The following is a 14,772-nucleotide window of genomic DNA, read 5'->3' on the forward strand; positions in this document are numbered from 1 at the left end:
TCCTCACCGATTTGTTAGCGCTCCTGAAATCAATCCGCCGATTCCACCTGTGGAGCTGGTTCTACGTTTGACCAGAACATTGTCATGAGCGAGGCGACCCGCTTCCTGACGCAGTTCGGCCGCCAGCATCTTCTGCATGTAGGCCTGGCACCGGAGATTCGCGACTTGAGCTTGCGCTGTCAGGTAAGGATTCGAACCGGGCGTACTAACCGCCACCTGATTCTCCATCTGGTTCGCCGTGTTGAGGACGACATCCCCTCCCTGGTCGGATATCAACGTGGTCTTGAGATTTTCCTGGCTGAGCGCGTCGTCGATGTCCATCATCACGCGGTCTTGTGGGGAGGCCGCATTCATCTGGGGAATGGAACCATAGTTGGTTGCGAAGCTCGTATGCAGAGAAGGGATCTGTGACATTAGCCGACTATGCAAGATCGACTCGAACTGTTGCGGGCCGACCGTAACGGCGCTAGTCATTGGTGTGTTAAACAGCTGCGTCATTTGTCCGCGAAAACCGGTGATCGAATTAGATACGAATCCGCGAGCCTGATTGATCGCAGCCAGGGGCCACATGGTCGTCTGGTAAAGTTTCTGAACTGATTGCGATATCTGATTAATCTGTGCCAGCGATTTGCCCATGTCATTTTGGATCGAGCCGAAGATTGCCTCGAAGACATCCAGATCCAGTGCCTGGGCCGGTATTGACACAAAGAGATACATCGCAAGCCCGAAGCATCCTACTGAAAGCATTCGCTTCCAAAGGGTTTTCGACTTGATATCGGGCTTGAGCGGGTCAGTTGTCTCAATCGATTCTCCGTTAAGGAGCAATGTTTCCATCTTCACATCGTCGTTATTTGTCATTGGACTAGTGCCTCCAGTACTTCACCTGAACGCTCCTCCGGGAGAGGAGCGAGCTCCGCCAAACCGCGCGGGTAGGATTGTGCCAGGGCTTCGTATGCAGACAGTAATGGCAAATCTTCATGTTCCCTGAGCCACCACTTTCGATAGGTTCGCTCCCGCGGATAGGTAGTGGTAATCCAATAGTCCACAGGAGTCGGTGCAATTCGAATGACATGGGTGGACTCAGCTTTTTCCCCTATGGCAATCAGGAACTCAGCACTGTGGCCTTTCTTCGGCTGCGCAAACCCTTTGATCTGATTGATCGCCGTCTCATTTAAGTGCATGTGTTCGCGATGAGCGGTCATGTCACCAGGCTGTTTGCCTATGATTTTAGTGCTGGCATTCTTGGCGATGCCGATGCCATATGGATTTGGCTTAGCTTGCGTGCCGACAATCTGTTCAGGTGTCTGGCCGATTGCCCAGACGCTTGCGTATCGTTTGCGAGCCGTGAGAAAGTCTCGTTCAACGGTCGCTGCCAGGATGGGTGTGTCGAAGACGACCTTGCACTCATCGATCATGCTTAAGCTCGGGCGGCCGCTCATGCCAGAAGTTCGATGGATTGACGTATGTGCAATCTGTAGGCTCATCGCGCCTTCGAGCCTGGGGTCACTCTTTAATTTGTCGATGTTGAAGTAGAGCCACGTACTGTCGAGAGGAACTGTGGTTGGTCTATCAAATAGCTTTGCATAGGGCCCCTCGTCCACCCATACTCGAAGTTTCGTCGCAGCCAAACGGGCCATCTCGTTGATTTTTTGGTTCCGATCCCGATCCTGCCAATGAGCCAATTCCGCAGCGAAGTCGCCAAAGAGTGGGATGGGGTTGAAAGACTTTGAACTGCACCGCTTATATGTCGATGCAATCGCATCGAGCAATACACTATCCAAAAGGTCGATATCAAGGTCGGGAGGAGTGTTCTCTCCCAGCATGTGCCGGGTTAGATTCTTCAAGTAAGAGATCTGATCATTTGAGGGTCTCAGCTCTCCCTTAGGAAGATCCCATGAGTTGATGGTTGCATCGCTATCCAGGGACATTTCGATCATTTTGCTACCCATCAACTCGATCAAAGGGCGATAGGAATCCCCGCTCTCAATAATGGAGATCAACGCATTGCTTCGGGCCGCCATCAACAGTAGTTGTTGGGCCAAAAGGGTCTTGCCCCCTCCCGTTGTGGCCATAAGCAATCCGTTCGCATCCGACAAGCTGGGATCGAACATGGAATAGGGAATGAGCTGACGATAAGGCGTCTCGAACAGGATGAGTGGACTGCGACGGGTTCCTGTCCAGGGCATTTCTACCGGGACGAGGTCGGCCACATTTGACGAGAGCATGTCCTGATCTCGCTTATCTGCGTCGCCCATTCCAGGTAACGTTCCGAGGAAGATACGTCGCTTGGCGATCGTCTCGGTGACAGCCTTAGCGCCGTTCATATGCGTAAAGCCGTTCAGCACCTCTTGAGTCCGATTGGCTAACTCGCGTTCAGCTTGCTCAAGTTCCCCGAGTGTCGCCGCGTGCCGCGACGTTCGGACGATCACCGACAGACTCAGTTTGGCTGTTTTGAGTGAACTGGAAATGATGTCGCGCTGAACCTGGAGAAGTTGGGCTTGAGCAACCTCGGCCTCGGGATTCACCTTGAAGTTCCCATTCGCGTCCTTCTGTGCGGCTGTCATCTTCTGCAGCCGCTTCTTGTATCCCTTGAGAACCTTCACCTGATCCGGAATGACAACTTGTGCACTGACTATCAGCGGGAAACCAAGTGTGGAGAATTTTTGTAACATTCCAGGAAAGGTGGCGTCCGGGAGTTCTTTGAGGCTGATCACGGAGTAGAGATAACCGTCAATATTGAGGTAAGTCTCGGTCTCAGTAAGGATGCTCGACTGCGTTACTTGTTCCCGAGCGCTCCGATAGACCAACATCTCTTCGCTGGGTACATAAGGCCGGCGATCACGTCGCGTTGGGTGTTGCGCGTGCTTCAACTCCTCGTATAGCTCCTGCGTCGACAGCCTTCGTGGCCCGAGGTTGGTAGCTTCCATCGATCCTTCGATTCCACGAAGAATCGACTCGAACTCCGCCAGATAAGTCTCGTGCTCCTTCCGGGTGCGTTGAATTGCCTTCTTCTGGCTGACCGTGAATCCGCCAAACTTTCGGTTTTGTTGCGCCGAGTGATACAGCTTGGCGTGAATACGAGGATCCCAAATGAAATACAGATGCAACCGATTTTCGAAGTAAAAACCGTTGTGTTCCTTTTCCATCCACATTCTGAGACGATGAGCATCGAGCGCCATCACCTCTGATTGATCGTTGCGGTGTTGCTGGACGTAGGTATCGAACAGGTCCCCGAGATGCTCCGATATTTCATAACGGAATTGAAGTCGCATACTGACGTCGGGCACGCTGCGGAAGAGGGCTTCGAGCATGGACTTGGTCTGGTTGCGGTCACCGTCGGTGGCAAAGTAAGCAAGGACGCCCCTCAATTCGTAGCCGGCCACGAATGCCCCATTTGTTCGGATCATCACGTTGTCGCCAGTGGGCAGGTCCCGCAGCGGCAGCAGCTCGCATACAGCGGGCGCCCTGAGCTTCTTCTCGTGTTGCTCGTAAGTCATTGGCATAAGTCTTTTCTCCATGCCAGGTCTCCGGCGCCTAGCAACTCATCTTCCGCAACCCTGGCGAGCGGAGCAATTCCTTCATGAAATCGTGAAGCGAAGAGGACACTCGCGAACATCGCGCTTGCCGCGTCCTTATCAAGCCGCAGGTCCATCGAGCCGTCTCTCTTCTTCTTGATCGAAGCCTGCATACGATTACTCCTCCTCTTCGATGACGTAACTATGCGTCAACTCCGAATCTCGCTCAATCGCGCACCAGGCTCGCGGCGAGAAAAATGTGCGCAGGAGATCGGTGAGGTAGCCACGGGGCCGGCCGTACTTGAACAGAATTAAGAGCGGGACGGCCAAAGCGGGTACAACGAACTCCATAAAAACGTTGAGAGGCATCCCAAACACATGGGCGTTGTCGCTCGCAAAGTGCGCCAGCAGGTTCATCAACGCGGCCAACGCCAGCACGAGAATTAGATCTTCAAACTCGAGGCCGAGAAACGTGACCTTCGTGTGGAGGTTGCGGTGAACCGGAGTCAAATCGAGACTCATAGATCTCCTCTCAAATTCCGTGGGCTTGCGTAACCATCGATTCGGCCAGTCGAACCATGCCAGAAACCACTAACGCGGCAATCGCCGCGATGGACTTCCTGATCCAGGTCGATCCCGGATAAATCTCCGAGACCACTCCGCCCATGTGCAGTGCCATTGCTGCAAGTTGGGTCAGCGCAAACATGGGCAAGATCACGTTGGCCGTCCAGTTCACGAGACTCATCGTTGCCATCCAGAAGCCATCGGCACTAGTTGGTCCCGCATTCTGGACGAAGCCTTCCAACGCGCGGAGCATTCCCGAGCACATCAGGGAAGCGAAGCCTCCGTAGAGCAGGTGCTCGAAAGGACTGCTCTTGCTGTAGCGATAAACCGCTGCCGCAAAGAACATCCCGGCCATCGTCGGCATCATAGTGTTTCCTGTCCAGGAGGCGAGATTCGTGATTGCGCCATTGAGACTCATCGTTAACTCCTCAGGCGGCCATGGCCTGAAAGAGTGTGAGTAGTCCGCTCACACTCAGGAAAGAGATCGCGGCATAGACTAACCTTGTCCATGGTCTGTGCCTGACAAAGTTGATGACAGCGCCGACGCAAGCCAGTCCCGCTGCGGCGGGCATAATCTGCCCAACAATGTAATTCCAGAGCGAGGCCAGCATGTCGGTGGTCGCGTATTGTCCGCCGGAATTCCAGTCCTGCAGGAGCTGCATGGTGGCCGACAGCGTCATCAGAAAGAGCGCAGCGACGATCGAAGCCAGTGGATTTTCTCCTGCAGCTCCATCGAGCGTTGCCTTGAGGACGAAATAGGCTGCAAGCACCGGCACAAACTTGGCAACCACTATCTGATTGACGAAGTTCGTGAAGACGTTTTGCATACTGGCGAGCCAGCTCGTGCCCACCGATCCGCTCCCCGATGGGACCGTGATGCCTTGTGCCGCTATCCAAGACAGAAGTTGTGGGAGCGTCAGAAACACAACAGTCCACAACACCCACTTCCCAACGCGACCATTTACGTGGAAGTTGGTTCCTCCTTCATGCCGCAGACTCACCCCCGCAGCGGCCAGTGTGCAGAATGCGGCTGGCACTGCGAGATTGAGCAGCATCTGAAGAAGGTCGAGAAGGAATTGCGGCACTGGCATCGCATGACCTCGTTACTGAATACCTTGTGCTTGTGTGATGAAACCTTCGGCCATGCGTCCGAGTCCCGAGATCACCATCAGGGCAACGCCGGTGACGCCCCAACCCATGTAGCCGCGACCGCTCTTGAAATGCCATCCTGCAATACCCAGGCAGGCGACCGCGATTACTGGAGCAATGACGTTGCATGCCCAATTCACAATGTTGAGGACGGTGCCTTCGACGGTCGTCGCTTGCTGGCCTTGTACAGCCTGGCCGAACTGGGGTGAGGTCCCCAGATTCTGCGCACTCGCTGCAAGTGGTGCCACAAGGGTTCCTAAGAGAATGAGGCCCAAAGCGAACATCAGGGCGGCGCGGATCCAGTCATTTTCGCCTGGCCGGTGAACAACGTTTGTCATTGGCGTAGCGGACCCTTTGGAGCGCCGCCAGAAGGCTAGTGCGGTTCTCATGCGTTTTCTCTCCTGGACTCGGCTGCTCTTTGCCTCCGTGTCGAGAAAGAGAATGGGGCGGAATCGAAACTCGGTCAAATGTCCAGATGGGTCTGGAGGGTGGGTTCTGGTATATCTCCAATCGTTCGTGCAATTTTGCAAGTGTGCGGTTCAAGGAATGGAGTGGGACGCTTCGGGCTCTCTTCTCCGCACTAGCTCGGTTGAGCGGAAAGAGCTAAAATCTCTGTCTGCCAGGACTTTGGGAGCCTGCCGCCGCGAGGTGTCACCAGGTTCAGGGACAATGAAATGGCATCTGTGCAACTGCAGAACCCTTATCGATGCGATCAATGCGGGACTCCGGAGATCGTGGCGGTTCCCCTTCTCCATCAGGGGGGAACGCGCACTTATTCCAATCCATTCGGTTGGGGAAGTAGCCAGTCCCATTCAGCACAAGCGGCGGCTCCGCCTCGCCCTCGACGCCATATCCGCCCCCTTCTCCTTTGGGGACTTCCGATCATCCTTTTCTTTCTTTGGACCTTTGCAGGCTTCAGTTCAATCCTTGAACATCCAAGGACCACGGCAACAATGGGAGATGCGGTCGCCATTTTCTTATTCCTAGGTGTCGCTTGTCTCGGAGGTTTGGTTCTGAACCTTCGCAGGGTCTCCCGACACAATCGCGAGGTTTACCCACGGCTCTACTGGGACTGGGAGCACACATACATGTGACGCCGTTGTGGAAACTTCCGCCTCATACCCTCATAACGCCGATGGGAAGTCGACCGCGGTTCCCGACACGGACTCAAAGGGAAGCGACGAAACCAATCCCTGTTGCAAAACGGACGACATTGCCTCAAACGCACACAGAGTCATCGGGATCACTCATGTCGCAAGCGTGCGGTGAGGTGTGTGGACCGTGCTTTGCTCAACCGCATTTTGGGCAATGGAGTCTATTTTTACGACAGCGTATCGAGGCAATTGGAACCGCATTGACTCTAGTCCACGCTGGGGCATTCGGAGCGGGAAATGCTCAACTGCACAATGGGTACGGTGGGCCGTTGTTTGCTCAAGCGCTTCGTAAGACAACGGGACCCATCTTTACCCGACAGCGGATTGGGTCGTACAGAAAGATATTGCCTAAGGCACTACGGAGCCTGATACGAACACAGTTTCTAAGCCGATGAGCCAGAGCACACTCACACGCGCTCGGCCCACAGATCAACCGCAAGGCTTCGAGGACGAGGGACGGTAGGGTAGGAAGGTCCGGCTGCTGCCAAAACGTCCTGTGAGAGGACCTAGAAAAGCCCTGGCGCGTGAACCATAGCCGAGTAGCCATCTGTCTTTGCGTCTACTTCGTCGCAGATGACACCGTGTGAAGTTCGGAGGAATTTGCCTCATGCTTGGTAAATACAATGTAGATCTTCGTATCGGCAGGCACGGAAACGACCACACGGCTGTTGGCGTTCAGATTCATAACCTCCGAATCACCGGCCGTGCCGATATTCTCGGCCAGCCGTTCCCGCAGCATGTCATCCTCAGTAAACGCTGCACCACTGTTGTTGCCGGCTATTTCAGCAAAAACCGAACCAAGTCCTGACGCGGCCCGAACCAGGAAATTCTTCCCCGTGTTCTTCCCGAAGACATTCCCTTTGATCGGGCCAAGATCAAGTCCCGTGCCAATGGCGTCGATTCTCTCTCTGGCGCCATCCAGAAGTTCGATCTCATCGAACTTCACGCTGACGAGCCCGCTTCGATCAGCCTGCTGAAGCTGTCCGTACACGCGAGCTCCGGCGGGAAGGACGATCCTGTCTCCAATCGCATAGGTGTATTCCACTACTGCCACTATGGGAGCTTGCACAGCGCTCGATATCTGGGTTTCCAGCTTCGCCTGAATACGTGTTCCTGGGGTCATTCCCAACAGCGGCGCACTGTCGCCATCAGATCTGATATTGGTTCCTGCCGTAACTGGGTTTTGCACCTGACTCCGAACGAATACCAGGGATGGTTCCTTGAGGACGTTCTGCTGTTGCTGTGTTTGCGACATCGCCAGAGGGACAGATTCACCATATGGCTGCGGCTCTTCCCACTTCTGCTGGGTGTCCGCGAACGATGGAACATTCCCGAGGGAACCGAGCGTCTCCGGCTTGGTCGTAGCCAATCTTTTAGCAGGTCTAGAGGTTGCATTCGTTATCGCTCCTCCGTCCGACGACCTCGTGCGCCGAATATCGTTGGGGCCAAGCTGGCCGCTGGAATTGTCCGGAGCGGCAATGCGAACAGTCTCCATAACAGGCGTCACGCTGCCCTTGGATTGTTTAGTTCCTTCTTGTCTCGCCAGTTGAGTAGACGGTTTGCCATTTATCCCCTTTTTCGGAGACTTTCCAACGACGGCGGTGAAGACAAAAAACACCACCGCGATGGCCAGTCCACCGCCGAGAACAACGAGCTTGTTTTTGCCGATTCCGTCTATTTCCTTGGCATCGGTCCGCGTCGCAAAGCGGTGAGTGGGAACACGATCCGATCCGCCTGTGGTCTCCGAGCCGGTTGACTCGCTTGTCGGCAATGGCGACGTATCAGAGACCGCAGTTTGCGCTTGCTCTTCGAACTCAATCGGTACAACTCGACTGCCGTTCCTGTTATTGTCGGTAACGTTCATAGGCTCTAAGCTCCTTCCTACTGGCGACCCGCCGATATGGGTGGGGTGAACGGCAGACGAACCAGAATGGGCCGATCCACCTCGTCCGCTTGTGCGATCTGGAGAAATAGCTTCTCCGTGGATTGCTTGAAACTGGGCCGGTCGAACACAACAACCCCATCGGCACGGGCCCCAGGTTCGAGCCTGGTTGTACTCAGCTTGTAGTCACGGATTTCGAGCTGATCGGAGATAATCCCCTTGCCCTCCTTCTTTTTCTTCTTCTCGACCTTACGTCCGGCGATCTGTATTTGAGGAGGAACGATCTCAACTGCGAGGTCCGAGCCGTTGTAGATGGAATAGGAAACGACCGTTTGGTTGATCCATTGGCGTATATCGCCGATCGATGTCTCGATCTGTTTACCCTCCCACTTAGTCCAGTTGGGAGCGTTGATGAGGATTTGCTGTTCAAACTCAACCTCGAGAGCCGAAGCTATCGCATATGCGACCCTGACTCCTCCTCCCCCAGATTCAGCCCTCTTGTCGGCCGGCCTCGCGGCTACCAGCAGCCGTTCATCGGAGGAGATCAGGAAGCTTCGCGAGGCGCGGTACTCGATCAAGAAGTCGACCGGTTGAGTAGCGCTGCTCGCGACACCATCGCTGATCAACTCCAACGTGACATGCTGGCCCGACTTGGTCGCGATCAGAAGATTCGACTGGGCAGGCTGTTTGGTAATTGGCTTGATGTAGACGTACTCCGGTTCTCCCTCGTTGTGCTCGGCCTTAAAGGAGCCAGGGCTTCCCAGGATCACAGACGTGATCTCCTCTGGCATACGAATGATCGACTCAAACTCGGGCCGCAAATGGAGAGGCGTTACCTCGTTGGGGTTGATGGTGACGGTGGCTACGCGTGCGCCGACCGGCGGGTTAGACGCAAAGGACCTCAGCGGAAGTAGGAAAGCAATAGGAACCAGCCAACGAAGTTTCATGGTGTCATCTCCTTGGCGGCCTCGCAGCCGCATACTTGCGTATCAGGTATTGCCGCCGAACCGCCTGCACGTAAGCCAAAACATCGGGGTTGCGATAGTTGAGCTGCTGCTGTCCTACCCATCGGTCACCGGCGTAGTAGGCGGCGGCGACCAGCCGCAGGTCACCGTGGAATTCCCACATCAACGTCGTCACATATCTTGTCCCCGCCGCGATGTTTTGCTCGATATCGAACGGCTCGAATGCGCCGAAGCGTCTCGCGGTCGCAGGCATGAGTTGCATCAGTCCCATTGCGCCCTTGTTCGACACCGCATGGGGATTCCAGCGCGATTCAACGTCGATCAGAGCGGCGATCAACTCAGGAGGCACTCTGTACCGCATCGCATAGCTCTGCACGCATCGCTCCGCTATGGAGGGGGTTATTTCTGCTCGAGCGATCCCGGGTAGTATCAGCAACATGAGGGACAGCAGCCATTTCATAACTCTGTCCCTCCCAGATGCGCCATCTTCTCCGCAAACCGGGCACCGTCGTCGAGGAGGCTCTTGAACCCTTCTCGCAAGAGCAGATGCCGACGATCCTTTTCCGTTTTTGCGAGAAAGGGCAACAGAACATCCCGATGCTCAGCGGTCACGTGGTTCGTACCAAGCAGTTGCAGGGCATTGGCGAAGTCGATCATCTCGGAGACAGAAGGTGGCTTCTCGAGCGAATAGTTCCGGAACGACAGGGCGATGCCGGCCATCTCGCGATGAAAGTCTGCATCCGCCTTAGGCGTGCGGCTTGCAATGATGTCGGCTTCGCGTTGCGGCGTCGGATGTTCGACGCGGACATACAGGCTGCGCCTGCGAATCGGATCGCCAAGGCGTCGCTCCTCGTTGCTGGTGAGAACCACGAAGGGGATACTTCGGGCTTCCACCGTGCCGAATTCAGGGATGGAAAGTTGCCATGCGGAGAGGATTTCTAGCAGCATCGCCTCGAAGCCGTCGTCCACCTTGTCGAGTTCGTCAATCAGGAGTACGCACGGTCGCTCACACTCGAGAGCCCGCATCAGAGGCCCCGGACGGAAGAAATCTCGGCTTTTGAGGCTCGCCTGCACGGTCTGCCAGCTTTCGTGCTGGCCCTTCGAGAACTCCATGTAGAGCCGCTGGAGACCTTCATCGAAGCGTCCGATGGCCTTGTCCTCGCTGACGCCGTTGTAGCACTGGAGACGTTCCACATGCGTGCCGGCTGCAGCCGCTACGGAGAGGGCCAATTGTGTTTTGCCACTCCCCGCTGGTCCTTCGAGTATGAGAGGCTTCTGGAGCTTTGCAGCCAGAAAGACCACCTGCATCATGGTCGGATCGATGAAATACCCGGTGGCTCTGAGTTTGACGGAGAGGTCGTCGAGGGAATCAAACATGGCCGGTTGTCCTCAAATTACTGAGCAGCTTCATTCCTTCGAGGGAGAGGGACATTCTCGGGTGGAGAATGGTTTGCCGGACGTCCCGGCAGACGTAGAACGACAGTATGGGGACCGATGCCACCACCCACAAGACAAGCAGCGCAAACAACGCCCCCTTTATCCGGACCGTAGCGGGATCAGCTTCTCCGACCGCAAGGATGTAATCCTTGGCAACTGCTGTATTTAGCGTTGTCAATGGAACTGCGCATGCAAACCACCTGAGCCGCTCCCGCATAAAGCAACACCTCTCAACGAGTTGCTAGCATGGGGCGATTCAAGTATTCGGTCAAATTACTGGTCTTGATGGCCAGAAGAGCGATGTAAGCGTCTATGTGGCGGATAGCCCTTCGTGCTTTTGTCAGCTCTGATGCGAAACTCAAACTTCGTCTCAAAAGCGAATGGGCGATGGATGGGATGTACAGTCTCAGGTCGAAGTTCGAGTTGGGGCCCTCGTTGATGCTATTGGCCTATCGGCGAGTGATCGCTCCACGTTTTCATCTTTAGATCACTCCTCAATTTGACCTAAATCGGCATCGGAGGTACCGTCGCCTACGCAACTCGATATCAGCAGGAAAATGGCCGCGTCGATGGCACCTAAGAGGAGATCTTGATGGTTCCCGGTCTTGAAATTCAAAGCCCCCGTCCTAGGAAAGAGCCTAGCCGTTCAGAAGTGAAGCTGCTCGTGAGCCGCCAAGAGGCAGCTTCACAGCTTTCTATTAGCAAACGCGCACTCGATTATCTAATTGCCAATGGTTTGCTTTCCGTGCGCCATATCGGTTCCAGAGTATTGATTCCCACTCAGGAACTACAGCGCTTTGCCCAGGGCAACTATCCGGGAAGACTTGCAGGCTAAATCGACCAAGCCCGTCCGGCAGGGAACTCGTTGACTCCTCCGAATCCCAAAAGCCCTTTCTGACAGAATGTCCTGGTGTCGGTTTGATTCGTACAGCACACGTCCCGACACCCATCGAAATCACGAGGGAAGCGACACTAACTGTTTAGCACCGACATCGCATTCCGCAGCGTCGTCTGGTCGAGGTGTGCATACCTTGCGGACATCGCAATAGTCTTGTGTCCTGCAGCCTCCTGAATGACCTTTAAGCCTTTGCCGGCTTGCGCCAGACGTGAGCAAAAGGTATGACGCAGATCGTGCCAGGTAAGATCCTCGATCCCTGCTTCAGCCAGAGCGTCCTTCCACCAGGTTCGATTTTCGGAGATATTAAAGACCCTTCCGTTTGCAACCATCCGAACCGGCTCAGGCTCACCTTCGCTTCGGGCTTTGTCCTTTATTTGCTGGATCTCATCCTGAATTCGCTTGAGTTCGACCAAAGCATCGTAAACGTCATCAATCATCGGTATCGTGTGCGGCTTTCCGTTCTTTGTTTTCGGTAGGGTAATGCTTCTGTCATCGAAGTTGCAGTAGGGCCATCTGAGACGATATTGGTTCCGTTTTCGAAATCCTGTGCCGATCGCTATCGTCAGTTCCAGAGGATGGCACTGCAAGTGGAGTTTGGTGATTCGACGGTGGTCTGGGCAATCCTTGATCCATTTTTGCAGAACAGCCCGTAACTTCTGTTCCTGCTCCTGCTTCAGGAACCGGGGGGCAGGAAGGACGACCTTGAATTGAGGAACGTCCCTGACCGGGTTAACCGTGAGTTTGGCTCGCTCTTTTGCGTAGCGATAGATCGCCGAGAAGTTGGATTTGTACCGATTGAGAGTGGCAGGTCCTAATTTCAGGCTCTTCAACCAGTCGGTAACCTCGTAAGGCTTGATCGTGGCGGCAGGTCGATCCCCAAATGCCGCTTTGACGATCCGGAGCCGCTGCTGAGGGCTTTGCTGGTCTTCCGGCCGGTTTGGGTTGTTTTCGTCCTGAATATGAGCCAGATATTCGTCGGCCAACTGGCCAACCGTGATGTTGCTCTCACCCAGCTCGGCAAGCTCCTTTTTTGAGCGCGTGAGTTGTTTCGCCGATTTCGCGACGATCCCTTCCCCGGAGGCTCGGAGAAATCTGACTTTGTCGAGCTGATCCAGCGCCTGCTGTCGGGTGCCGATCTTCTTTCGAACAAGCTTGCCTCCAATTCGATATCGGATGTACCAGATTCCACTCCCTGAGGTGTGTTCGTATACGCCCGAAACTGGGCGGTAAGCGCGTGGCATGGTTGACCTCCGTGTGCGCAAGACGCTCGAGCGCGTTGCCTCTTGCCGTTATAGCAAAAGGTAGAATGGATACAAAATGGATACTTAGGGATGTTCCAAAGTGCGATGCAGTGCGCTTCGCTGCTTGAGTTCGTGGAATGTCGATCCAAGGCGCGTTCTTTGTAGGTGATTGCAAATAATGATACTTACGACGCACTGAGATGAATGAAGTTGCATAGGAGCGAATGCGAATGACAGTGTAATACATTAACTCTCAGCCCTTTCAAGGCTGAGAGTACGGGTTCGATCCCCGTTGGCGCTACCAAACCTTCCTGAATCAAATCAAACACTTAATCGTGAAATGCAATTCTGAGTCGAGGCGGCATTTACGACATGTCTAGTTACATGTCGAATAAGCGAGTTGTGAGGCGTCGTCTTTAGCTCGTAACAGGCCGCGCCGATGCGAGCGCAGAGATACACCCCCACCCCCTGGTATCGATGCGGCGAAATTCTGCTGGTGCCTGCTCAGTCCGGCTTGGGTATGACCGCAAAAGTCGGTCTTGCCCTTATAACGCTGCTTAATGCCGCATCTCGGCGCGGCATAAAGCCGAAGCGATGCTTGCAGCTGGGAGTTGCACTTTCAGGTACTTGCGCTCGGCCTAATATGCTCTACACTGGCTTCGGCCCGAACAGTGGCACGCCTAACCGTTCAAAAGTTGAGGAGAGTACGTTGAATGGCAACACTGGCACTAGCTGAGCAAGATCAGGTCCGCCGCCTCCTTGAACTTTTTCCCGTTACATCCCTACGGTTGACTTGGCCAGGGCATAAAGGAACGAAGGCCGAGATATGTGCGGCTGTAGCAGTTGAAGGGGATTTCGAACTCATCACGGCATTCGTAGTTCACGAATTCAATCGCTGCAAACAGCACGTCTACACTTTTATCCCCGGTGAGGGGGTGGACATCGCAGACGCTTTTCCTAACTCTGACCCGTTCGCCACCGATGGTGACGCAAGCGTTCTTCATATGGCTACTGTCGATTACCTTGTGCATATCGGTAATCCGTATCAGGCAATCCCGGTCTCTTATCTCTGGCCGATAAGGGTTGCGATGAAAAAGAAAACTACTGTCGTCAGCTTCATAACGCTTGAACGCAAGCCTGTGCCGTTTTCTGACAGGCCTGTCATCGCCGCGAAGCGAGAGATCGACGAAAGGGACGTGGTTTCCAGCATTCTGTCGTTAGGGTGTCAAACTGCCGATCTAAATAAGGGCATCAAAGGATTATGGAAGGACGACTACGTTGACATCGTAAGGTCGAAATTTAAGCGAGCGCTGTCAACCGATGAGTCTACTATGGATGATGAGCGTGGCATCAAACAATACATGCCGGATCTATACGAAGAGATGCTCAAAGTGCCTCTTATGAACTCTCTCCTCCGTATCCATCCCAAGTTAGAAAGTTCGCTTTCATATTTCCAATGCGATCCAACCTCGGGCAAGATAATCTTTACGAGCTATACCGAAGGGTTAGGTGATTCAGATGGCATCGTTCAAGCAATTCTGGGTAAAAATTAGTGCGAGTTTAGTTCCGCCATCCTCCGCTCACCTGGAAAAGCTGGCTGGATTAAACCCCGACCGAATCTATGTCGAAAATGTCAGAGCTCTGCTCGGTACGTCCACCTGGATCGCTAAGATGGTCTGTGAAACCGCCGCCCGTCGCGGGTTGCTCAAAAAGCATGTCCAGGTCATATGTCCGGATGGTAGCGTTGCTCTCTCACTTGCCGACGATGCGCAGCTGCCAGAGTTCGTACGGTGCTGGCAGGAGGTTGATGGAGAATACGAAGAACAGACATTGAAGACAAAACTCTTAAAAAAGCTGGAGTTTTATGCGTTTGAGCGTGAACTTAGCCAATGAAAATCCCCCCGGAAAACGTTGAGCTTTATGAGAGACTAAGCAAAATCCTGATGGCGTGGGTACTCTGTTTATTC

The 14,772-nt window shown here is 54.3% G+C and carries 15 protein-coding genes; 3 read left to right on the forward strand and 12 right to left on the reverse strand.

All coding sequences use genetic code 11. The annotated features are described in order from the left end of the window. Positions 1–3 precede the first annotated feature (3 nt). The 11 genes from RBB76_RS22385 to RBB76_RS22435 form a co-directional block, all read right to left on the reverse strand. Complete coding sequence (locus tag RBB76_RS22385) at positions 4–858, reverse strand: hypothetical protein (RefSeq protein WP_429631072.1); 855 nt, start codon at positions 856–858, stop codon at positions 4–6. Continuing rightward, positions 855–3,503 (reverse strand): hypothetical protein, encoded by a 2,649-nt coding sequence (locus tag RBB76_RS22390; RefSeq protein ID WP_429631070.1) that lies wholly within the window; start codon positions 3,501–3,503, stop codon positions 855–857. Before RBB76_RS22390 ends, RBB76_RS22385 begins: the two co-directional genes overlap by 4 nt. Next, entirely contained in the window at positions 3,494–3,688 is a 195-nt protein-coding gene (locus RBB76_RS22395; protein WP_429631068.1) for a hypothetical protein, read from the reverse strand. The genes RBB76_RS22390 and RBB76_RS22395 overlap by 10 nt, the downstream gene beginning before the upstream one ends. 4 nt (positions 3,689–3,692) lie before the next feature. Next, entirely contained in the window at positions 3,693–4,037 is a 345-nt protein-coding gene (locus RBB76_RS22400) for a hypothetical protein (protein WP_429631066.1), read from the reverse strand. A 10-nt stretch (positions 4,038–4,047) separates the two neighbouring features. Beyond that, positions 4,048–4,497 (reverse strand): hypothetical protein, encoded by a 450-nt coding sequence (locus tag RBB76_RS22405; protein ID WP_429631064.1) that lies wholly within the window; start codon positions 4,495–4,497, stop codon positions 4,048–4,050. 10 nt (positions 4,498–4,507) lie between these two features. After that, positions 4,508–5,170, reverse strand: a complete 663-nt coding sequence (locus RBB76_RS22410) for a hypothetical protein (protein WP_429631062.1) — start codon at positions 5,168–5,170, stop codon at positions 4,508–4,510. A 12-nt stretch (positions 5,171–5,182) separates the two neighbouring features. Next, positions 5,183–5,617 carry a hypothetical protein gene (locus tag RBB76_RS22415; protein WP_429631061.1) on the reverse strand — a complete coding sequence of 145 codons (435 nt, stop codon included), beginning with the start codon at positions 5,615–5,617 and terminating at the stop codon, positions 5,183–5,185. A 1,324-nt stretch (positions 5,618–6,941) separates the two neighbouring features. Continuing rightward, the gene (locus RBB76_RS22420) at positions 6,942–8,246 is read right to left on the reverse strand and encodes a TrbI/VirB10 family protein (protein WP_429631059.1); all 1,305 of its coding nucleotides are present in this window, start codon (positions 8,244–8,246) and stop codon (positions 6,942–6,944) included. Between the two features lie 17 nt (positions 8,247–8,263). Beyond that, positions 8,264–9,211 carry a hypothetical protein gene (locus tag RBB76_RS22425; protein ID WP_429631058.1) on the reverse strand — a complete coding sequence of 316 codons (948 nt, stop codon included), beginning with the start codon at positions 9,209–9,211 and terminating at the stop codon, positions 8,264–8,266. 4 nt (positions 9,212–9,215) lie between these two features. Then, on the reverse strand, positions 9,216–9,689 hold the full coding sequence (locus RBB76_RS22430; protein ID WP_429631056.1) for a lytic transglycosylase domain-containing protein: 474 nt from the start codon (positions 9,687–9,689) through the stop codon (positions 9,216–9,218). Beyond that, positions 9,686–10,606: an AAA family ATPase gene (locus RBB76_RS22435; protein ID WP_429631054.1), complete on the reverse strand. Its 921-nt coding sequence runs from the start codon at positions 10,604–10,606 to the stop codon at positions 9,686–9,688. Before RBB76_RS22435 ends, RBB76_RS22430 begins: the two co-directional genes overlap by 4 nt. A 652-nt stretch (positions 10,607–11,258) precedes the next feature. Between RBB76_RS22435 and RBB76_RS22440 the strand changes: the two genes are divergently transcribed. Continuing rightward, positions 11,259–11,501 carry a helix-turn-helix domain-containing protein gene (locus tag RBB76_RS22440; protein WP_429631052.1) on the forward strand — a complete coding sequence of 81 codons (243 nt, stop codon included), beginning with the start codon at positions 11,259–11,261 and terminating at the stop codon, positions 11,499–11,501. A gap of 137 nt (positions 11,502–11,638) precedes the next feature. Here the strand turns inward: RBB76_RS22440 and RBB76_RS22445 are convergent, their stop codons facing one another. Continuing rightward, complete coding sequence (locus tag RBB76_RS22445) at positions 11,639–12,805, reverse strand: tyrosine-type recombinase/integrase (protein ID WP_429631050.1); 1,167 nt, start codon at positions 12,803–12,805, stop codon at positions 11,639–11,641. A 713-nt stretch (positions 12,806–13,518) separates the two neighbouring features. On the opposite strand from RBB76_RS22445, the gene RBB76_RS22450 reads away from it, so the two are divergent. Continuing rightward, complete coding sequence (locus RBB76_RS22450; RefSeq protein WP_429631048.1) at positions 13,519–14,358, forward strand: hypothetical protein; 840 nt, start codon at positions 13,519–13,521, stop codon at positions 14,356–14,358. Further along, positions 14,324–14,698 carry a hypothetical protein gene (locus RBB76_RS22455; protein WP_429631046.1) on the forward strand — a complete coding sequence of 125 codons (375 nt, stop codon included), beginning with the start codon at positions 14,324–14,326 and terminating at the stop codon, positions 14,696–14,698. Before RBB76_RS22450 ends, RBB76_RS22455 begins: the two co-directional genes overlap by 35 nt. Positions 14,699–14,772 lie beyond the last annotated feature (74 nt).

This window comes from Tunturiibacter psychrotolerans, from assembly GCF_051013365.1.
In the GTDB taxonomy this organism is placed as follows: domain Bacteria; phylum Acidobacteriota; class Terriglobia; order Terriglobales; family Acidobacteriaceae; genus Edaphobacter; species Edaphobacter psychrotolerans_A.